This is a genomic window from Denitratimonas organivorans, assembly GCF_037478135.1.
Taxonomy (GTDB): domain Bacteria; phylum Pseudomonadota; class Gammaproteobacteria; order Xanthomonadales; family Xanthomonadaceae; genus Denitratimonas.
Genome location: NZ_JBBHDV010000015.1, coordinates 33,455 through 53,293 on the forward strand (window position 1 = coordinate 33,455; position 19,839 = coordinate 53,293).

The window sequence follows — 19,839 nt, forward strand, 5'->3', positions numbered from 1 at the left end:
ACGGACCGGCCGGCATCGGTGCCGCCGGGGGATGCGGTGTTCATGCGGACGGGGCTTCGGCGCTGCCTGCTGCGCTGCTGTCGTAACTTCGCACGCGCTTGCGGATCAGGGCGAAGTTGAAGCGGCTGCCGCCCAGCAGGCTGAGCCCGACGCAGACCAGGGTGCTGACGCCGTAAGCCGTCAGCGAGGCCATCAGCACGGTGTATTCGCGCAGCGCGCCGACGCTGTAGAAGCCCAGCACCAGGCTGGCGAGGATTCCGACCACGAAGCCGGCGGTGCGCCCAAAGAAGCCGAAGGCCATCAAGCCCAGCACCACGCCGCCGCCCACCGAGGCCAGCAGTTCGAACAGCAACCCGGTCACGCCGGTCATCGGCAGCAGCTCAAAGCGCACCACACAGAACAGCGCCACCGCGCTGACCACCGACCAGGTGAAGGCCTTGTCGGTGACCCGGTCCCAGAAGACGCTGGCGATCACCGGGAACACGATGGCACCCCATAGCGCACCAACGAAGACCAGCATCACCAGGATGTCCAGCGCCAGACTCGCCAGCACAATGCCGATGGCGGTCACCGCGATCATCGTGATGCGGCCGATCAGCAGCATCTTGCGCGGGTCCGGATTGTTCTTCGCGATGTTCTTGCCGTAGACGTCGGCCATCACGATCGCCGACAGCGCGCACAGATCGGCATCGGCGGTGGAGGACAGCGAGCCGATCACCAGGATGAAGAACAGCATGATGAAACCAGCCGGCAGGTAGGTCGACACCATCTGCGGGATCAGGTTGTTCATGTTCCCGTCGATCGGCTCGATGCCGGCCAGCAGCGCCATCAGGCCGATCATGCCCAGGCCGATGACGATGCCGCCGTAGCCGATCGTGGCGGTGATGAAGGTCGGCTTGATGTGATCCTCGCGCACCGCGAACAGGCGCTGGGAAATGGTCTGGTTGCCGATCGCATAGGCCAGTACCGCAGCAAAGAACGGCGCACCCTGATTGAGGAAGGCTTCGGAGGAAAACAGGTTGGCCTGCTCGGACGTCAGCCGGCCCATGTTCGCCGCCAGTTCCTGCGGGCCACCCATCGCGAACAGCACCGCCGGGATGATCAGGATCGCGATGGCCATCATCGCCACCAGCTGGGCGAAGTCGGTCAGCACCGAAGCACGGAAGCCGGACCACAGCGTGTAGCTGAGCACGCCGACACCGGCGATGATCACGCCAGCCTGGAACGGCAGCGGCGACAGCACCGAAACCAGCGCACCGGCGGCGGTGAAATTGACCATCAGGCTGATCAGGCTGCCGACCACATTGGAGCCGGCCAGAATCATCTGGCTGGAAGCACCGTGACGGGCGTGGATGATTTCTCCCAAAGTGCGCGCATTCGGCGCCAGTTTGCGGAAACGCCGGCCGAAGGGGTAGATGAAAAGAATCATCAACGCGCCCCACATGCCGTAATGCAGCGGGCCGGATATTCCGTAGGTATAACCGGATGTCGCGGCGGCATAGAACGATGCGGCCCAGATCCAGGTCGCGGTCATGCTGGCCGCGCCCATGCCGAAATCAACCTGGCGGTTGGACACCATGAAGGCATCGGTGCCTTCCTTTTTCTTTTTGATCTGCAGCGTCATCAGATAGGTGCCACCGTAGAACGCGACGAGCAGAATCAGGACCGTAATGATGGAAAACTGGTGAAGAGTTTCTCCCTTCAATTGGGAACCTCCGGGGAACAGGTGGATGGACGGCTGCGCCCGGGCTGGCGCGGTGCGCGCAGGCAAGCCCTGCCCGTCCGGCCTGATGGCCGGTGAATCAAGGTCACTGGAAAGTGCAGAAATGCGAAGAATTCATCCGGTGACGGCGCCGATCCGCTCCCATCGGATCGCAGCAATACGTGACAGAATCAGCCGTAAGACCGCACATGATAGCACAGATGTTGCCCGGCAAAAACTCCGCACCTGTATGTGCTGTGGAAACATATAATCCGCTGGCATATCTGACCAAAGTCCAGTGATTCTGGTGTTTGGCTTGAATATCCACTAAATCCGGACAAACACCAGCCAGCCGCCAGCAAACCGCACCACTCAACAGATTATGGAAAGTGCTCCGCGCCGGAAATATCCGGCTTCCTAAAAACAAATATCTGGACCGCTGCGGATTATTCCGTGCCGTGTTGAGCACCGGCCTGCTCCGCCGGTACCGGCGCCTGATCCCACAACGACGGCTCACGCCGGAACGTGGCGACCAGCACATCGCGTGCGGCGGGCCGTGTGGGATCGATCGGCTCCACCGCAGTGACGCCGTGGAACACGCGCACGTCCTCGACGATGGCCGCATCGAACGGTTGCGCCAGGGTGAAACTGCCCAAATGGGTGCCATCCAGCGCGTGGATCGCGGTGGTGCCTTCGCGGATGTTGTCACGACCGATCATCAGCACCAGCACGAAATCCACGCCGTCACGATGCATGCCTTCGGGCGTGGGCTGGCCGGCAAGACCGGGGCCGGCCTCGATCCGGAACTGATGCACTTCGACATGCCAACCGGCGGCATCGGGCGCCAGATCGCTGCACAGGCGGCGGAACCAGCGCAGCACCGTGGTCAGGCTCGGGCCGTGCACGATGTCGGCTTCGATCGGCTCGAACCAGCGCGCGATGCCACCATTGAGATGGTTGTAGTCGCGGCTCTGCCAGTGCGGCTGATCCGGGCGCAGCGTGAAGGGACCGCTGCGATCACTGGAGAACACCGCATAACGGCGGCGACGATAGCGCCCGCCATCGGCCATGTACTGGTCCAGCTGCAGCCGGTTCCAGCTCTGCACGAAGGCGTCCCAGTCATCCAGACCGCCGGCGGCGAGCCACTCATGCATGCGCCCGCCCTGCACGAAGGCAAAACCCTGCCGTTCCAGTTCGGCTTCCAGTTCCTGCGCCACCTGTGGCTGATCGTGCATGCGGGTTCCGGCGTGGACCACCGCCGCGACATGCGACGGGATGCGAAGGTTAAAGCATCGGCGCCAAACCGGATGCACCAGCCGCGCGACAGCGTGCACCGGGATGCACGCTGCGGATCGGGATCACGCCGCTCAGGCGAATGCGATCAGGCCAGCGCGACGAGTCCAATCGCGATGACCGCCAACACGATGCCGACCCGGTTCCAGCGCCCGGTTTTTTCCCCGAACGCGGCCACGCCCACCAGCGTGCCGAGCACGACCACGCCGATGTTCATCGTGGCGAACACCACCGCCGGGCTGTCCGGCAGCGCGCGGTGCGCCTGCACATAGCAGACGATGTTGCCGAAGTTCAGCGCACCCAGCAGCAGACCGGCCAGAAGGCTGCGCGTGTTCATCCGGCTGCGTCCACGCGCGTGGCGCCAGCCCAGCACCGCCATCATGCCGAGAAATGCCAGCACGAAGGCCAGCTGCAACGAAGCCGCGAACGGCGTGCCAGCCTGCGCGATCAGCTTCAGCATCACATCCACCAGCGCGAAGCCGAGCCACACCGTCAGCAGTGCCCATACCGCACCGCGTTGCGCGCCGCCGGCCGGTCGCACCAGCATCGCCGCGACCGCGATCAGGCCCAGCGCCAGGCCGGCCAGTTTCAAAGCACCGGCGCGTTCGCCAAAAACCGTGAACGCCGCGATCAGCGACAGCAGCAGCGACAACCGCTGCGCAACATCGGTGCGCACGATGCCGGCGCGCCGCACCGCCGCACCCAGCACCAGAAACAGGCTGGGCAACACCGCCGTCAGTGTCAGCAATGCCGCCCACGGTGCCTGCGTCGAACGCAGCGATTGCAATGGCGGCGCCAGCATGAACCAGCACAGCACCGCCGCCACCAGATAATTCCACGCCACCGCCTGCGTGGTATCCACGCCCCAGCGCGGGAACAGCTTCAGCACCACCGACACCAGCACGCTGAACAGCACGGCGGAAAGAACGAACAACATGGGAATCCTTGCAAGCGCTGTACGGGCGCCACGGCAGCGCGCGATACCGGCAGGCATGCTAGCCGAGCCGCCGAATTCAACCTAGCCGGCCGGCATTGGGAAAATGTGGATCCCGGCATCCGGATACGGGCATGTGGTGAATCGGCCCAGGCCGGATGCCCGCACCGACAACATCCAGCGTCGTGGTTCGCCACGGCTCACCACAACCTAGCCGTTTCGCAGCACAGTCGCGCACTTTTGTGGGAGCAGGCTTGCCCGCGATCCTGGCGCCTGAGCACCAACGGGAACGCCCCATCGCGCTTCGCCCCACCGGCGGCATGGGACAATGACGTGATGAACGCACCCCCCGCTTCCACCCCGCGCCATCCGCTGCGCCGCCTGTTCGGCTATGCCCGTCCCTACCGCCGCGATGCCGCCCAGGCCTCGCTGTATTCGGTCTTGAACAAGGTTTTCGACGTGCTGCCCGAGGCGCTGATCGGCGTGGCGGTGGACATCGTGGTGAACCAGCGCGATTCGTTCCTCGCGCGCATGGGCATCGCCGATCCGCTGCAACAGTTGCTGTTGCTGACCGGTATCACGATTGTGGTGTGGCTGCTGGAATCGCTGTTCGAATACCTGCTGGCAGTGAAGTGGCGGCGGCTGGCGCAGGACATCCAGCACGAGCTGCGCCAAGCCGCCTACGGCCATGTGCAGGCGCTGCCGCCGGATTTCGTCAGCAGTTCGCGCAGTGGCCGGCTGCTGGCGGTGCTGAACGAGGATGTACATCAGGTCGAGCGCTTCCTCAACACCGGCGCCAACGATCTGATCCAGGTCGCGGTGTCCTCGCTGATGGTGGGCGGCGTGTTCTTTGTGCTGACCGCCGATCTGGCGGCGCTGGCTTTCCTGCCGATTCCGCTGATTCTGATTGGCGCGTTCTGGTTCCAGAAGAAGCTCGCCCCGCGCTACGGCGCCGCACGCGAGGCCGCTGCCACGGTCTCGGACCGGCTCAACAACAACCTTGCCGGCATCGCGACGATCCAGGCCTACACCGCTGAGGAGTTCGAGGCGCAGCACGTGCGCGAAGCCTCGGACGCCTACCGCGTGCGCAATGCCGATGCGATCCGTTTCGCCGCCGCGATCACGCCGGTGATCCGCATGGCGGTGCTTGCCGGCTTCGTCGCCACGCTACTGTACGGCGGCTGGAAAACCCTCAACGGCGAGCTCGGCGTGGGCACCTATTCGGCACTGGTCTACCTGACCCAGCGCCTGCTGTGGCCGCTGACCCGGCTGGCAGACATGACCGATCTCTACCAGCGAGCGATGGCCTCGGTGAACCGCGTCATGGACGTGATCGACACGCCCTTGCCACCGCCGCCGCAGGGCCGGCTGCCGCAGCCGGTGCGCGGCCGGGTGTCGTTCGAACAGGTCACGCTGGCCTACGACGGGCGCCGCGTGCTGCACGGCATCGATATCGAAGTGCCGGCCGGACATACCGTGGCACTGGTCGGCGGCACCGGCGGCGGCAAGAGCAGCCTGCTGAAACTGCTGCTGGCCTTCGTGCAACCGGAGTCGGGCCGGGTGTGCGTGGACGGGCACGATATCGCCGGCCTGAACCCGGCCGCGCTGCGCCGCCATATCGGTCATGTCGCGCAGGACGCCTTCCTGACCGACGGCAGCATCGCCGACAACATCGCCTATGGCGATCTGTCACCGGACATGACCGCGATCGAACGCGCCGCGCGCGCGGCGCAGGCGCACGACTTCATCCAGGCTTTGCCGGAAGGCTATGCCAGCGCGGTCGGCGAACGCGGCAGCCGGCTGTCCGGCGGCCAACGCCAGCGCATCGCGATTGCGCGCGCGCTGTACCGCGATCCGGCGATCCTGGTACTGGACGAGGCAACTTCCGCCGTCGACAACGAAACCGAAGCCGCAATCCAGCAGGCGCTGCGCGCCGCCAGCGGCGACCGCACCACACTGGTGGTCGCGCATCGGCTATCCACCGTGCGCCATGCCGATGCGATCCATGTGCTGGAAGCCGGCCGCATCATCGAATCGGGCACGCATGACAGCCTGCTCGCGCGCAATGGCATGTATGCCGCGCTGTGGCGTTTGCAGACCGGCGAAGGGTGACTCCCGCAACAGCTAAAGCCGGGATCAGCTCACAGGGTGGTGGTGAGCATACGCGAACCCCAATACCGGGAACCCCGGAATAGCCCACGCGAGTGAGCAAAGATGGTTTCGCGGCACCCGGCCAATCACCGGCTAGATGCGATGAACCAAAAAAAACCGGCGAAACCCGAAAGTTTCGCCGGACAGAATGCGCCGCCACTAAAGAGGGAGGGAGGGTGGCGACGCCATCACACGTGCGGGATCGGAGCGGGCCGATCCCGGCACGAGGGAGAGAGATCAGCTGGCCTTGGCGGCCTTGGCAGCAGCCTTGGTCAGGCTGTCATTGGCCGCCTGGAACTGGCCGCGATACAGCTGCGCAATGGCTTCGCCGGTCTTCAGCGCCTGGCCCAGGACTTCCTGGCCGGTCGAGTAGATCTGCTCGCTCGAGGACTTGGCCAGCGCCACGCCCTTCGGCCAGATGTCCTTGGCATCGGCCAGATCGGCCACTTCGGACGCTTCGCTGAGGAAGGCCACCGAGGACGTCACGGCGGACTCGGCACTCTTGAGCTGCAGGTTGACGATGCGCTCGAAACCTTCGAACGCCAGGGTGTTGGCCTTCAGCGCCGACTGGGCGAACTGACGAGCCACGGATGCAAACGGATTGGCAATTGCTTCGGACATGACAAAACCCTTTCGGTTGATGGTGGGTGATGTGAAGCCTACGGCATCTTTTTGTGCAATGCAACATAAGCTGGGGCGATCTCACCATTTCCAGATGGAATCTAGAATCATGTCATTGTTTATAAACGACTTTTCAGGATGAACGGAAAACTTGCGCAGCGCGTCAAAGATGCCGCAATTCCTCCGCCCCGTACCCGATCCGCGCGCCCTGTGGCTCAACCCGGGCCGCGATAGATGCAACCCGAAGTGCAGGTTTCGTGCACCACCACCTGCGACAGCGCCGGCAGTTCCGGCTTGAGCCGCTGCCAGATCCAGCGCGCCAGCATTTCGCTGGTGGGGTTCTCGAGCCCCGGCACCTCGTTGAGATAGTGGTGGTCGAGCTGGTCGTAGAGCGGCTGGAAGGCGCGCTTGATGTCGGAAAAATCCATCACCCAGCCACTGTGCTCACCCGGCTCGCCGGCGACGTGGATCTCGACCATAAAGGAATGGCCATGCAGCCGCGCACATTTGTGGCCTTCGGGCACATTCGGCAGGCGGTGTGCGGCCTCGATGTGGAAACGCTTGAAGATGTCCATGGGTGTCCTTCAGTGCGCCGGCGCCAGGCAGCGGTTGAAAAAGTCTTCGGTCAGACGCAGGCGGTGCAGCAGATCAGCGCGTTGCAGGCCGTGCTTGGCGCCCGGATAAGTCATCAACTCGAAGCCGATGCCGCGCTGCTGCAAGGCACTCATCAACTGCGTGGAGTGGGTGAACAGCACATTGTCGTCGGCCATGCCGTGGATCAGCAGCAGGCGCGAACGCAGTCCGTCCAGATGACTGAACACGCGCGCGGAGAGGTAGCCTTCCGGATTGGCCGCCGGGTGGTCCATGTAGCGCTCGGTGTAATGGGTGTCGTACAGCGCCCAGTCGGTGACCGGCGCACCGGCCGCACCGCAGGCATACACATCGGATGCCTGCGCCAGCAGCATCAGCGTCATGTAGCCCCCGTTGGACCAGCCGAACACGCCGATGCGGGCGGCATCCACCCACGGCTGCTGCGCCAGCCACTGCGCGCCCAGCACCTGATCCTCGACTTCCACCGTGCCCTGCCGTCCGTACAACGCGCCGCTAAAGGCCGCGCCCCGGCGTGGCGTGCCGCGGTTGTCGAGCGAAAACACCACGTAGCCGCGCTGCGCCATGTACTGCGAGAACAGCGCATCGCCACGGCTGGGCCAGCCGCGCAACACAGTCTGCGCCGCCGGGCCGCCGTAAACGTAAACCAGCACCGGGTACTTTTTCGACGGATCGAAATCCGCCGGTTTGATCAGGCTGTAGTGCAGCGTGCTGCCGTCGACTGCCGCCAGTTCGCCGTATTCGACCGGTCGGTGCGCGGCGAGGAACGGCGCATACGGATGCCCGCCCTGGGCCGGATCATTGGCCAGCAGCGTGGTCAGCGCTCGCCCATCGGCGCGATGCAGTGTGGCCTGCGGCGGCTGTTCCGGGCTGGAGAACACATCGACATAGACCGAGGTATTGGCACTGAACACAACGCTGTGCACGCCGGCACCCTGGGTCAGGCGGCGCAACGGGCCGCCGTCCAGCGGTACCGCGTAGGCCTGCGATTCCAGTGGCGATTCGCGCGTGCCGCTGAAATAGGCCAGCCCGGCGGCCTCGTCCACGCCCAGCAGCGCATCAACCACCCATTCGCCCGACGTCAACGCGTGGGCCTTGCCGTCGGCACTGATGCGGTAAAGGTGTTCGAAGCCGCTGCGCTCGGACTGCCAGATGAAGCCACCGTCCTTGAGGAAGTGCAGGCTATCGTGCAGCGGCACCCAGGTACGGGCGGTTTCGCTGACGAGGGTGCGCTGGGTGTTGCTGGAAAGATCCACTTCGATCAGATCCAGCCGGCGCTGATCGCGGCTCTGGCGCTGGAACGTCAGGTGTTGCGGGTCGCGCCAGTCGACGCGGGCCAGATAGATGTCCGGCTCCGGGCCGAGATCGATGCGCTGCGGTGTTGGCGGCCCCATGCGCGCTTGCAGTGCCACTTCGCGCTGGTCGCTGCCGGTTTCGACCTGCCCCCCGCGTGCTGCCGGCGGGACCACGAAGTCGGCGGTGCGCACGACGAACAGTTCGACTGCCACATTCGGATCGCCGGCAGCCGGATATCGCTGCTCGATGACCTCGGTGCGGTCGGCGTACACCTCGTAGCGCTTCTGCACCGGTACCGGTGATTCGTCGATCCGCGCAAACGCGATGGCGCTGTCGTCCGGCGCCCACCAGTAACCGGTGTGGCGGCCCATTTCCTCATCGGCAACGAACTCGGGCACGCCGTTGCCAATGACCTCCGAACCATCGGCAGTGAGCTGCACCTCGCGCCCGGAAGCCAGATCCACCAGCCACAGATTGCGCCCGCGCACGAAGCTGACGAAGCCGCCCTTGGGCGACACCTTCGGATCGGTGGCGAAGCCCTCGCCCGTGGTCAGCTTGCGCAAGGCACTGCCGGCTTCGGCGGCAAGATCGTACAAATACAGTTCGCCGCCCAGCGGAAACAGCAAGTGGCGCGAATCCGGCGCCCACTGATACGCCACGATGCCGGAGTACGCCGCAATGCGCTGGCGTTCGCGCCGCGCCTTTTCCTCGTCCGACAGCACTTCGGTGCCCGGCAACACCGCCTCGGCCGCGACCAGACGGCGGGTTTCCCCGGAAGCCACGTCGTATTCCCACAGATCCAGGCGATAACCGTCCTCGTCACTGCCGCGCAGGAAGGTGACCCGGCTGCCATCGGGCGCGATGCGCGGCTGGATCAGGGCCGGCCCGGCCAACGGGGTGTCGCCGGCGATGGCTTCCAGGCTGAGTTTCTGCGCGGGCGGTGGGCTGGCGTGGGCGGGGAGCATGGTCATCGGCAACAAACAGGTGAAGGCGAAGGACAGGGCAACTACGGGCAGGCGCATCGCGGGCTCCGGCTCACTTGGCGGAAGGTTTGGCGGTGCCGAACAGCACTGCGCGCTGCGCCGCGTCCATCGGTTTGCGTTCGATCCGCTGGTTCCAGGCATAGGCGCGCTGCGTGGCCGAGCGTGCGGCGATGCCGGCATGCCAGCGGCGCACAGCCGGATAGGGTTCGAGCCCGACCGGGGCCGTGGTGTAGGGATTGATCCACGGATAGGCGGCCATGTCGGCGATGCTGTACTCGTTGCCGGCAAGGAAGGGACGATCGGCCAGGCGCCGCTCCATCACGCCGAGCAGGCGATGCACTTCGCGCGTGTAGCGGTTGATCGCGTAGGGGATCTTTTCCGGCGCGTAGACATTGAAATGGCCGTACTGGCCGGTCATCGGTCCCTGCCCGCCGACCTGCCAGGCCAGCCACTGATCCACTTCCACCCGTCCGCGCAGGCCACGGCCACCGAAACGGCCGGTCTTGTCGGCCAGATAACGCAGGATCGCGGCGGACTCGAACACCGAAACAGGCGGGCCGCCATCGGCCGGGGCGTGGTCGACGATGGCCGGCATCCGGTTGTTCGGCGAAATCGCCAGGAAGGCCGGTTCGAACTGCGCACCGGCGCCGATATCGACCGGTTTCACGTTGTAGGCCAGGCCGGTTTCCTCCAGCAACAGCGTGATCTTGTGGCCGTTGGGCGTGGGCCAGTAGTACAGGTCGATCATGGCGGAATCCTCGTTGCGGTGAAGCCTGCCACTTTACCCGAGGCCGCCCGCGTCGGTCCCGGCACGCTTCCGCTGGCAGCCGTTGCTGAGGCAGTGCCGGACCCTGCCGGGGCCCCGAAGCGCGCCATTGCTTCCGCGCGACATGCCAGCGTGGCTATAATCGGGTGCTTGCTGTACCAGTCCTGACCTTCAGCCGCAGCCAAAGGTGTCGCGTGCAAACCGATCTTGATTTCCTGAAGCGCTTTTCCCTGGTGATTGCCTTTCTGGCATTCGTGGTGCTGTCCCTGTCCGTGCTTGGCTATTTCATCGGCACCACGCTCAAGCGTGACGAAGACCCGGGTGCGCAGGCCCGGACCGAAGAGCGGATCAAACCGGTCGGCGCGGTCTATGCCGGTGCCTCCGGTGCCGCCGCAGCGGCCGCCGCCGCCGAAGCCGCGCGCGCCGCTGCTTCCTCGCAGGTGGCCTACGACGGCACCTTGGATGGCCAGGTCATCTTCGACAAGCTGTGCAGCGCCTGCCACAGCACCGGCGCCGGCGGCTCGCCGACGATGGAGCATGCGCAGTGGGATGCCCGCATCGCGCAGGGCTTCGACACCCTCGTGCGGCACGCGATCGACGGTTTCCAGGGCAATAGCGGCCTGATGCCGGCGCGCGGCGGCAATCCGTCGCTCAGCGACGAACAGGTCGAAGCCTCGGTACGCTGGATGATCGACAATCTGAAGTAAGCTGGGCACCGCCCTTTGCAGACGCCGCCTCCGGGCGGCGTCTTCGTTTCCGGAGTTCCTGGACCATGCGCTGGCCGACCTTCTGCCTGATCCTGACCGCGTCGCTGCTGATCGGCTGCACCCAGCCCGACGAGCCCTACGGCTTCGATGAAGCCCCGCCCAGCGCCTCGCTGCCGATCGGCCGGGTCCAGGGCGACGGGGCGACCAGTCCGTACCTTGACCAGTACGTCGAGATCCGGGGCGTGGTGACCGGCAACTTCGTGTCCGGCCTGGACGGTTTCTTCATGCAGGATGCGGTGGGCGAGGAGGACGGCGACGACGCCACCTCCGACGGCATCTTCGTGGAATGGAAATCCGGCAGCGAACCCCGCGTACGCCGCGGCGACCGCATCCGCGCCGCCGGCACCGTGGTGGAAGTGGAACGCGGCGGCAGCCAGCAGACCACGCTGCGCGCTACCGCGATCGAAGTGCTCGGCCGCGGCGCGGTCGCGGCCACGGTGCTCGACGGCCCGCCAGCGCAGGAAAGCGACTGGGAACGCTACGAGGGCATGTGGCTGCGGATCAACCTGCCGCTGACCGTCACCGGCAACGACGGCCTGTTGCGCTTCGGCGAGCTGGTCACCGCATTCGGCCCGCGCCAGTTCACCCCGACCGAACTGCAACCGCCCGGCCCCGCCGCGCAGGCGCTGGACGCCGACAACCGCCGCCGGCGCCTGGTGCTGGACGACAACCGCGACGGCGAATATCCGGACACGCTGTGGTTCCTGCCGGAACCGCTCTCGGCCGATGCCCCGCTGCGCGCCGGCAGCATCGTGCATGGCGTGGAAGGCATCCTGCAGCACCGCCAAGGCTGGCGCCTGCAACTGACCGCCGAACTGGAGCGCATCGAACAGGCTCCGCGCCCGGCCGCACCGGAACTGCCGGACGGCATCCGCGTGGCGGCGTTCAATGTCTTCAACTGGTTCAATGGCGACGGCCAGGGGCGCGGCTTCCCGACCCCTCGCGGTGCGGCCAATGTGGACGAGATGAACCGCCAGCGCGACAAGCTGGTCAGCGCCATCCTCGGCCTGAAACCGGACGTGGTGGCGCTGATGGAAGTGGAAAACGACGGCTTCGGCCGCAGCAGTGCGCTGGCGCAGCTGGTCACCGCGCTCAATGCGCAATGGCCGGAAGCCGAGTACGCGTTGGTGGATGCCGGCAAGGGTCCGGGCGAGGACGTGATGCGGGTGGCGATGATCTACCGCCAGCCGCGCCTGCAACTGCACGGCGCGGCCGCCACGCTGGCCGAAGGCGCGTTCGCCGATCGCAACCGGGTGCCGCTGGCGCAGAGCTTCGCGGTGCCCGGCGATGACGCGGTGTTCACCGTGGTCGCCAACCATTTCAAATCCAAGGGCTGCAACGAGGCCGAACAGGCCGACAGCGACCAGCGCGACGGCCAGGTCTGCTGGAATGCCACCCGCAGCGCCGCCGCACAGGAACTGCACGACTGGCTGGCGACCGACCCCACCGCCAGCGGCGGCACGGCCCACGTGATCCTGGGCGATCTCAACAGCTACGCCCAGGAAGACCCGCTGCGCCTGCTGCACAACGCCGGCTGGCGCGACGCCTTCGCCCAGGCCGGCATCAAGCGCCCCTACAGCTACAACTTCCGTGGCGCCAGCGGCCGTCTCGACCATGCCCTGCTGAGCCCGGCACTGGCACCGGCACTGCGCGCAGCGGCCATCTGGCACATCAATGCCGACGAATCCGAAGCCTTCGACTACCAGCGCCGCAACCGCCAGAAACAGTGGTACGCGCCCGATCCCTACCGTTCCTCTGACCACGATCCGCTGATCCTGGTGCTGGACTTCGGGCAGGACCCCTGAGCCTCCGCTGCCGGATTGCGGCACCGGATAACATCGGCGCAACCGCACACCCGGTATCATGGCCGGCCCTGTCAGCACGAGTGCGACGCATGAGCGCTCCCACACCCGACTTCCCCACCAGCGACACCACCCTGCTGCTTCCCGGCCCGGCCGGGGTGCTGGAAACCGTGGTCGAACTGCCCGAAGCCGCCGATGCGCGTGCCGGCGTTGCGGTGATCTGCCACCCGCATCCGCTGCAGAGCGGCACGATGCACAACAAGGTGGTGACGATGCTGGCGCGCAGCCTGCGCGAACTGGGGCTGGCGACGGTGCGCTTCAATTTCCGTGGCGTGGGCGAATCCACCGGCGAATACGACGAAGGCCGCGGCGAAACCCTCGACCTGCTGGCCGTGGCCGAATGGGTCCGCAGCCAGCGCCCGGATGATGCTTTCTGGCTGGGCGGATTTTCCTTCGGCAGCTATGTCGCACTGCTGGGCGCACGCCACCTGCCGGTCAAGCAGATGATCACCGTCGCACCGCCGGTCGGGCGCTGGGATTTCTCCGCCGCAATCGCCCCACCCTGCCCGTGGCTGGTGATCCAGGGCGAAGACGACGACATCGTCGATCCGCAGGCGGTCTACGACTGGATCGAAGCCATGCCGGAAAACCCCACCCTGGTGCGGATGCCGGAAACCGGCCACTTCTTCCACCGCCGCATGATGGACCTGCGCGGCGCGATCAAGAACGGCGTGCGCGGCAACCTGCCGCCGCCCGTGGCGGCATGAGCCACGCATGACCCCACCGCTGGACCAGACCCCGATGCGCCCGTCGCAGGCGTACCGCATCGGCGTGGAACAGGGCCGCTGGCAATCCGATCCGGTGCAACTGGCGGTGCTGGAGGAACTGGACCGCATCCACGACGAACTGCTGGAACGCGAGCACGACGGCGCCCTTGCGAAACTGGCGCGCAAACTGCGCCGCGACGCGCCGGTGCGCGGCCTCTACCTGTGGGGCGGCGTCGGGCGCGGCAAGACCTTCCTCGTCGACCTGTTCTTCTCGCATCTGGAATTACCGGCCAAGCGCCGCATCCATTACCACCGCTTCATGGGCGAAGTGCACGCCCGCATCCGAGCCATGGGCGAGCACGCCGATCCGCTGGTGCAGATCGCATCCGACTACGCGCGCGAGTTCCGCCTGCTGTGCCTGGACGAATTCTTCGTCACCGACATCGGCGATGCGATGCTGCTGGCGCGCCTGCTGGAACAGCTGTTCGCGCGCGGCGTGACCCTGGTCACCACCTCCAACACCGCGCCGGAAAACCTCTACCGCGACGGCCTGCAACGCGCCAGCTTCCTGCCCGCGATCATCCTGCTGCAGGCCCACTGCCGCGTGTACGAGGTCAAGAGCGAGCAGGATTACCGGCTGCGCGCGCTGACCCGCGCCAGCGTCTGGCAGACACCGGCCGATGCCGCCGCCGAACAGGAACTGGCGAAGACCTTCGCGCGCCTGACCCGCGATGCACCGCACGACGCCGACGACACCACACTGGAAATCAACGCCCGCCCGATCGCGGTGCGCGAACTGGCCGATGGCGTGGTCTGGTTCGATTTTTCCGTGCTGTGCGAAGGCCCGCGCTCGGTCGCGGACTACATCGAGATCGCACGCCGCTTCCACACCATCATCGTTTCCGGTGTGCCCGGCTTCGACCGCAACAGCGAGGATGCGGCCTACCGTTTCGTACTGCTGGTGGACGAACTTTACGACCGTGGCGTCAAGCTGGTGGCGTCGGCCGCCACGCACCCGCTCGACCTGTACCACGGCCAGCGCGTGGCACACGAATTCGAACGCACCGTCAGCCGCCTGACGGAAATGCAGTCACAGGAATACCTGGCGCGCGAACACGCGCCCTGAGGCGGAACCGGAAACTCCCGCGACACCGGCAAACCCGCGCGAAGTTTGGCTCCGCGCGGGCATTTGCCCGGCATCAGCGCGCCCGCAGACGCCAGACCGCCACCCCGCCCAGCACCAGCAGCATCAACGCCAGGGCCAGCGGCCGGTTGGCGGGGATATACGAAACATCGCCCGTTCCGGTGACGGCGAAGATCACCTGCTGCGTCGCGCGCGGTGTGCCATCGAGACTGCCATTGATCGTCACCTCGTAATCGCCGGCCGGCAGCCGGCCCAGCTCCGCCCGGAAATAAGCCGGAAAATGGGCACTGAAACAGATGGTGCCGGGCGGCGCCTCGGATTCGTCGATGCTGATGAAGGCGTACTCGATATGGATCACACGGCCATTGCGCCGCACCGATACCGGCTCGGGCATCGACAGATTGCAGCCATTGGTGGCCGCACCATCGGTGATCCGCAGCTGCACCTCGTCCGCCGTGGTCGGGTTCGGTGGCGTCACTTCGGGTGCCGGCAGCGTTCCACCCGGCGCATTCGCAGCCACGGTGAAGGCCAGATGCTGGTCGGGATTCACGTTGCCCAGCGTGGTGCCGCTGACCACCACCTCGTAGTCGCCGGCCGGCAGCGTGCCGAGCGAGGCCGTCAAGCGCACCGGCATCGGCACCAGCACGCACGGCACCATCGGCGAGTCGGCACTGCGTGTACGGACGGCATATTCGAGCGTGAACGTGTTGCCGCTGCGGCTCAGCAAGGTTTCGACCGGGAAATGCAGATCGCAGTCCAGCTTGCCACCACTGGATGCATACGCCACCAGGGTCAGCTCCTGGTCCGGTGTGGGCGGATGCGGCGTCACCTCCGGTGGCGGCAGATCGCCGGACGACCAGGGCGGATACGGCGTCACCTCCGGTCGCGGCAGATCGCCGGACGACCAGGCCGGCAGCGACACCGCCAGGGCCAGCGCAAACAGTCGCGATACATGACGGGATTTCATGTCCAACTCCTTGCAGATCAAGAGGATGTGACGGGCAGTGTACGCCCAAACCGGCCCGACCGCTGCAAGCCCCGTCCAGCCCGGTAATATGGCCTTCCCAATCCACGCGGAAGCACACCATGGGCATCTTCAACTTCATCCGGGGCGAGTTGATCGAGATCATCGAGTGGACCGATGACTCGCGCGATACCTTGTCCTACCGCTGGCCGGACGACGACAAGAACATCAAGAACGGTGCTCAGCTGATCGTGCGCGAAAGCCAGCAGGTGCAGTTCGTCGCGACCGGCCAGTACGCCGACCTGTTCGGCCCCGGCAAGCACACGCTGAGCACGCAGAACATCCCGATCCTGTCGCGCATCTACGGCTGGAAACACGGCTTCGAATCGCCGTTCAAATGCGATGTCTATTTCCTCAACACGCGCCTGTTCACCGGCAACAAATGGGGCACCTCGAACCCGGTGATGATGCGTGATGCCGATTTCGGCGTGGTACGCCTGCGGGCCTTCGGCACCTACGATTTCCGCATCGTTGATCCGCCGCGTTTCCTGAGGGAAGTGGCCGGCACCGACCAGAACTTCCGCCTCGACGAGTTTGCCGACACCATGCGCTCGCGCATCGTCAGCGTCTTCACCGAAGCCCTCGCCCGCGCCAACGTGCCGGCGCTGGACGTGGCCCAGCGCTATTCGGAACTGGGCGATGCGCTGCTGCCGATCATCAACCCGGCGATGGTCGAAAAATACGGCATCGAGATCACCAGCTTCATCCTGGAAAACGTCTCGGTGCCGCCGGAAGTGGAAAAAGCCATCGACGCGCGCTCCTCGATGGGCGCCATCGGCAACCTCAACGATTACGTGAAGTACCAGATGGGCGCCACGATGGGCCAGGGCGAAGGCGGCGGCGCGGCGGCAGTGCCGGCGCAGATGGCGGTCGGTTTCGGCATCGCGCAGGAAATGATGAAGGGCATGGGTGGTGTGGCGGCGCAGCCGGCGGCTCCAGCACAGGCGGCAGCGCCGGCGACCAACGGCGGGTTGGAAGTGCTGACGCCGGAACAGGCGGCGCAGGCGCTCGGCGTCTCGGTCGAGGACGTGATGGCCTCGATCGAATCCGGCGATCTGAAAGCACGCAGGATCGGCAGCGCCACGCGCATCGCACGCAGTGCGCTGGAAGCCTTCCTGCACGGGGAGTGATTCCATACCGTCATTCCGGCGCAAGCCGGAATCGCCCTTCAACAGCCGAAGGCTGGTCATCCGGTTTTTCGTTGCTCAGGCAAGAGCTGGATTCCGGCTTGCGCCGGAATGACGGGAATCAAACGCATCAGCCATCCTTTCGCCATCTGTCATGACCAACCCCGCCCCCACCGGCATCGCCATCGGCAAGCATTCCTGCCCGGAATGCGGCGGCGATCTGGTATGGAACGCCACCCACCAGGCCCTGCGCTGCCCGTACTGCGGCACGACGGCGCCGTGGTCGCCGGCGCAGGCCGCCGATCCGGGCACGCAGATCATCGAGCAGGATCTTCTCGAAGCGCTGGAACATCCTTCCAGCGGGCGCGGCTGGGGCGAGGAACGGCACGAGGTCAAATGCCGCAGCTGCCATGCGATTTCGGTGTTCGTTGGCACCCGCGCGGCGCAGCGCTGCGACTTCTGCGGCTCGCCGGCGATTGTCGCGCACGAAGATATGGGCGATGCGATCACCCCGCAGAGCCTGTTGCCGTTCAAGATCAGCGACGGCCAGATCCGCGATGCGATACGGAAGTGGTACGGCAGCCGCTGGTTCGCGCCGAACCGGCTCAAGAGCGCAGCGCTGACCGACACCCTGCACGGCATCTACCTGCCCTACTGGACCTTCGATGCGCATGTCGACGCGCAGTGGACGGCTGAGGCCGGGCATTACTACTACGTCACCGAAACCTATACCCAGAACGGCCAGCGCCGTACCCGCCAGGTGCGCAAAGTGCGCTGGGAACCGGCTGCCGGCCGGCTGGCGCACTTCTACGATGACGAGCTGGTGCCCGGCACCGCCGGCGTGCATGCCGCGCTGCTACGCCAGATCGAACCGTTCCCGACCGCCTCGGACCTGAAACCCTACGCACCCGAATTCGTGCGCGGCTGGACGGTGGAGCGTTACCAGGTCGATCTGCGCCGCGCCGCGGACATGAACATGCAGGACCTTGAGCGTCAGACCCGCAACCTTTGCGCCGCCCAGGTGCCCGGCGACACCCAGCGCAACCTGCAAGTGCGCAGCCAGTACCGCGGCCGCACCTTCAAGCATGTGCTGGTGCCGGTGTGGCTGGTCGGCTACACCTACGGCTCGCGCAATTTCCAGATCGTGGCCAACGGCCATACCGGCAAGATCGCCGGCGAACGGCCCTACAGCTGGGTCAAGATCCTCTTCGCGGTACTGGCCGCGCTGCTGGTGCTGCTGATCCTCATCGCAATCGGCCAGGGGCAATGAACCTTGCCGCGCCGCAACTCCGGTGGGCGGCATGAAGCCGTTGTGGGTGGTCGACGACGACCGCTCGGTGCGCTTCGTGCTGGCGCAGGCGTTGCGCGAAGCCGGGCACACGGTGATCGAATTCGACAGCGCGGGCGCCGTGCTGCGCGCACTGGATGACGGCCACGCCGCACCGGCACTGGTCTTCACCGACCTGCGCATGCCGCAGATCGACGGCCTGCACCTGCTCGATGCGCTGAAGCAACGTTTGCCGGAATTGCCGGTGATCGTGATGAGCGCGTGGACCGATGTGCCCAGCACCGCCGGCGCCTTCCGTGGCGGCGCGCATGATTTCCTGTCCAAACCTTTCGACATCGACGCCGCCGTGGCGATGGCGCGGCGCGCGTTGAACCAGGGCAGCACCGACACCACCGCCGGCAACGTTTCACCCGGCGGCGAAACGCTGGAACTGGCCGGTGATTCGCCCGCGATGCGCGAGCTGTACCGCGCCATCGGCCGGCTGGCGCAGGCACCGCTGTCGGTGCTGATTACCGGCGAAACCGGTACCGGCAAGGAGCTGGTGGCGCGCGCGCTGCACCAGCATTCGGCGCACGCACGGCGACCCTTCATCGCACTCAATACCGCCGCGATTCCGGCTGAACTGTTGGAGTCCGAACTGTTCGGGCACGAGGCCGGCGCCTTCACCGGCGCGGCCAAACGCCATATCGGCCGTTTCGAGCAGGCCGATGGCGGCACCCTGTTCCTGGACGAAATCGGCGACATGCCGCTGGCGTTGCAAACGCGCCTGCTGCGGGTGCTGGCCGAAGGCGAATTCTTCCGCGTCGGCGGGCGCGAACTCATTTCCGTGGACGTGCGCGTGATCGCCGCCACGCATCAGGACCTGGACCGGGCCGCCGCCGAAGGCCGCTTCCGCGCCGACCTGCTGCACCGGCTCGACGTGGTGCGGCTGGCGCTCCCGCCGCTGCGCGAACGGCGCGAGGACGTGCCGGTTCTGGCACAGCGCTTCCTCGCCGATGCCGCGCGGCAACTGCAATCGGCGCCCAAGCATTTCGCCCCGGCCACACTTGACGCACTGCGCCAGCATCACTGGCCAGGCAACGTACGCGAGCTGGAAAACCTGTGCTGGCGGCTGATCGCGCTGGCACCGGGCGATGTGATCATGCCTTCCGACCTGCCGGCGAAACTGCTGCATTCGCGCGCGGACACCGGCATGGGAGAAACCGCGCCGGAACATCGCGATGCGCAACACACCGATTCCACCCGGCCCCACGACTGGGAACACGCATTCCGGCGCTGGGCCGAGGCCGAACTGGCCGCCGGCCACGATGCCTTGCATCCGCGTGCCGCCGAGCGCCTGGAGCAGATCCTGCTCGATGCCGCGCTCACCGCCAGCGGTGGTCGCAAGCAGGAAGCCGCGCGCCGCCTCGGGCTGGGCCGCAACACCCTGACCCGCAAGCTCGGGACAAGCCGAAGAAAGCCCACGCGCTGAGCGTTGATCGCGCGTCCTTCGGGTGCGCTCCTACGCGAGTGGCAAGGGGTCTGACACGAATAGGTCGGCGGTGAGCGCAGCGAACCCCGACACC

Annotated in this window: 16 protein-coding genes; 8 read left to right on the forward strand and 8 right to left on the reverse strand. The window is 66.1% G+C overall.

The window, feature by feature from the left end; translation table 11 throughout:
• Nucleotides 1–40: 40 nt before the first annotated feature.
• The 3 genes from WDB66_RS13590 to WDB66_RS13600 form a co-directional block, all read right to left on the reverse strand.
• The gene (locus WDB66_RS13590) at nt 41–1,705 is read right to left on the reverse strand and encodes a sodium:solute symporter family protein (protein ID WP_339399147.1); all 1,665 of its coding nucleotides are present in this window, start codon (nt 1,703–1,705) and stop codon (nt 41–43) included.
• Nucleotides 1,706–2,148: 443 nt separating this feature from the next.
• Nucleotides 2,149–2,937: a 2OG-Fe dioxygenase family protein gene (locus WDB66_RS13595; protein ID WP_339399148.1), complete on the reverse strand. Its 789-nt coding sequence runs from the start codon at nt 2,935–2,937 to the stop codon at nt 2,149–2,151.
• 146 nt (nt 2,938–3,083) lie between these two features.
• Entirely contained in the window at nt 3,084–3,932 is an 849-nt protein-coding gene (locus tag WDB66_RS13600) for an EamA family transporter (RefSeq protein WP_339399149.1), read from the reverse strand.
• 333 nt (nt 3,933–4,265) lie between these two features.
• Here WDB66_RS13600 and WDB66_RS13605 point away from each other — a divergent pair, with 333 nt between their 5' ends.
• On the forward strand, nt 4,266–6,041 hold the full coding sequence (locus WDB66_RS13605; RefSeq protein ID WP_339399150.1) for an ABC transporter ATP-binding protein: 1,776 nt from the start codon (nt 4,266–4,268) through the stop codon (nt 6,039–6,041).
• 276 nt (nt 6,042–6,317) lie between these two features.
• Here the strand turns inward: WDB66_RS13605 and WDB66_RS13610 are convergent, their stop codons facing one another.
• From WDB66_RS13610 to WDB66_RS13625, 4 genes are all read right to left on the reverse strand, one after another.
• Nucleotides 6,318–6,701 carry a phasin family protein gene (locus WDB66_RS13610; protein ID WP_339399151.1) on the reverse strand — a complete coding sequence of 128 codons (384 nt, stop codon included), beginning with the start codon at nt 6,699–6,701 and terminating at the stop codon, nt 6,318–6,320.
• 215 nt (nt 6,702–6,916) lie between these two features.
• Nucleotides 6,917–7,276, reverse strand: coding sequence for a 6-carboxytetrahydropterin synthase QueD (gene queD, locus WDB66_RS13615; protein WP_339399152.1), 360 nt, complete (start codon nt 7,274–7,276; stop codon nt 6,917–6,919).
• A 9-nt stretch (nt 7,277–7,285) separates the two neighbouring features.
• A complete protein-coding gene (locus WDB66_RS13620; protein ID WP_489670866.1) occupies nt 7,286–9,571 on the reverse strand; it encodes a S9 family peptidase in 2,286 nt (761 codons plus the stop codon).
• Nucleotides 9,572–9,641: 70 nt separating this feature from the next.
• Complete coding sequence (locus tag WDB66_RS13625; RefSeq protein ID WP_339399153.1) at nt 9,642–10,337, reverse strand: glutathione S-transferase C-terminal domain-containing protein; 696 nt, start codon at nt 10,335–10,337, stop codon at nt 9,642–9,644.
• A gap of 212 nt (nt 10,338–10,549) precedes the next feature.
• Between WDB66_RS13625 and WDB66_RS13630 the strand changes: the two genes are divergently transcribed.
• From WDB66_RS13630 to zapE, 4 genes are all read left to right on the forward strand, one after another.
• Nucleotides 10,550–11,062 (forward strand): c-type cytochrome, encoded by a 513-nt coding sequence (locus WDB66_RS13630; RefSeq protein WP_339399154.1) that lies wholly within the window; start codon nt 10,550–10,552, stop codon nt 11,060–11,062.
• Nucleotides 11,063–11,127: 65 nt separating this feature from the next.
• Nucleotides 11,128–12,927, forward strand: a complete 1,800-nt coding sequence (locus tag WDB66_RS13635; protein WP_339399155.1) for an ExeM/NucH family extracellular endonuclease — start codon at nt 11,128–11,130, stop codon at nt 12,925–12,927.
• Between the two features lie 89 nt (nt 12,928–13,016).
• Complete coding sequence (locus WDB66_RS13640) at nt 13,017–13,691, forward strand: alpha/beta hydrolase (protein ID WP_339399156.1); 675 nt, start codon at nt 13,017–13,019, stop codon at nt 13,689–13,691.
• 34 nt (nt 13,692–13,725) lie between these two features.
• Nucleotides 13,726–14,817 (forward strand): cell division protein ZapE, encoded by a 1,092-nt coding sequence (zapE, locus tag WDB66_RS13645; RefSeq protein ID WP_489670867.1) that lies wholly within the window; start codon nt 13,726–13,728, stop codon nt 14,815–14,817.
• Nucleotides 14,818–14,890: 73 nt separating this feature from the next.
• On the opposite strand, the gene WDB66_RS13650 is transcribed toward zapE, so the two are convergent.
• Nucleotides 14,891–15,802, reverse strand: coding sequence for a hypothetical protein (locus tag WDB66_RS13650; RefSeq protein ID WP_339399158.1), 912 nt, complete (start codon nt 15,800–15,802; stop codon nt 14,891–14,893).
• 119 nt (nt 15,803–15,921) lie between these two features.
• On the opposite strand from WDB66_RS13650, the gene WDB66_RS13655 reads away from it, so the two are divergent.
• From WDB66_RS13655 to ntrC, 3 genes are all read left to right on the forward strand, one after another.
• A complete protein-coding gene (locus tag WDB66_RS13655; RefSeq protein ID WP_339399159.1) occupies nt 15,922–16,989 on the forward strand; it encodes an SPFH domain-containing protein in 1,068 nt (355 codons plus the stop codon).
• Nucleotides 16,990–17,140: 151 nt separating this feature from the next.
• Nucleotides 17,141–18,256 carry a TFIIB-type zinc ribbon-containing protein gene (locus WDB66_RS13660; RefSeq protein ID WP_339399160.1) on the forward strand — a complete coding sequence of 372 codons (1,116 nt, stop codon included), beginning with the start codon at nt 17,141–17,143 and terminating at the stop codon, nt 18,254–18,256.
• A 31-nt stretch (nt 18,257–18,287) separates the two neighbouring features.
• Entirely contained in the window at nt 18,288–19,745 is a 1,458-nt protein-coding gene (gene ntrC / locus WDB66_RS13665; RefSeq protein ID WP_339399161.1) for a nitrogen regulation protein NR(I), read from the forward strand.
• The last annotated feature ends 94 nt before the right edge of the window (nt 19,746–19,839 follow it).

Excerpts from the sequence above, each read along its gene's own strand:
- WDB66_RS13595 (WP_339399148.1), bottom strand. The coding sequence starts at position 2,937 with ATGCACGATCAGCCACAGGTGGCGCAGGAACTGGAAGCCGAACTGGAA.
- WDB66_RS13600 (WP_339399149.1), bottom strand. The coding sequence starts at position 3,932 with ATGTTGTTCGTTCTTTCCGCCGTGCTGTTCAGCGTGCTGGTGTCGGTG.
- WDB66_RS13605 (WP_339399150.1), top strand. The coding sequence starts at position 4,266 with ATGAACGCACCCCCCGCTTCCACCCCGCGCCATCCGCTGCGCCGCCTG.
- WDB66_RS13610 (WP_339399151.1), bottom strand. The coding sequence starts at position 6,701 with ATGTCCGAAGCAATTGCCAATCCGTTTGCATCCGTGGCTCGTCAGTTC.
- queD (WP_339399152.1), bottom strand. The coding sequence starts at position 7,276 with ATGGACATCTTCAAGCGTTTCCACATCGAGGCCGCACACCGCCTGCCG.
- WDB66_RS13620 (WP_489670866.1), bottom strand. The coding sequence starts at position 9,571 with ATGCTCCCCGCCCACGCCAGCCCACCGCCCGCGCAGAAACTCAGCCTG.
- WDB66_RS13625 (WP_339399153.1), bottom strand. The coding sequence starts at position 10,337 with ATGATCGACCTGTACTACTGGCCCACGCCCAACGGCCACAAGATCACG.
- WDB66_RS13635 (WP_339399155.1), top strand. The coding sequence starts at position 11,128 with ATGCGCTGGCCGACCTTCTGCCTGATCCTGACCGCGTCGCTGCTGATC.
- WDB66_RS13640 (WP_339399156.1), top strand. The coding sequence starts at position 13,017 with ATGAGCGCTCCCACACCCGACTTCCCCACCAGCGACACCACCCTGCTG.
- zapE (WP_489670867.1), top strand. The coding sequence starts at position 13,726 with ATGCGCCCGTCGCAGGCGTACCGCATCGGCGTGGAACAGGGCCGCTGG.
- WDB66_RS13650 (WP_339399158.1), bottom strand. The coding sequence starts at position 15,802 with ATGAAATCCCGTCATGTATCGCGACTGTTTGCGCTGGCCCTGGCGGTG.
- WDB66_RS13655 (WP_339399159.1), top strand. The coding sequence starts at position 15,922 with ATGGGCATCTTCAACTTCATCCGGGGCGAGTTGATCGAGATCATCGAG.
- WDB66_RS13660 (WP_339399160.1), top strand. The coding sequence starts at position 17,141 with ATGACCAACCCCGCCCCCACCGGCATCGCCATCGGCAAGCATTCCTGC.
- ntrC (WP_339399161.1), top strand. The coding sequence starts at position 18,288 with ATGAAGCCGTTGTGGGTGGTCGACGACGACCGCTCGGTGCGCTTCGTG.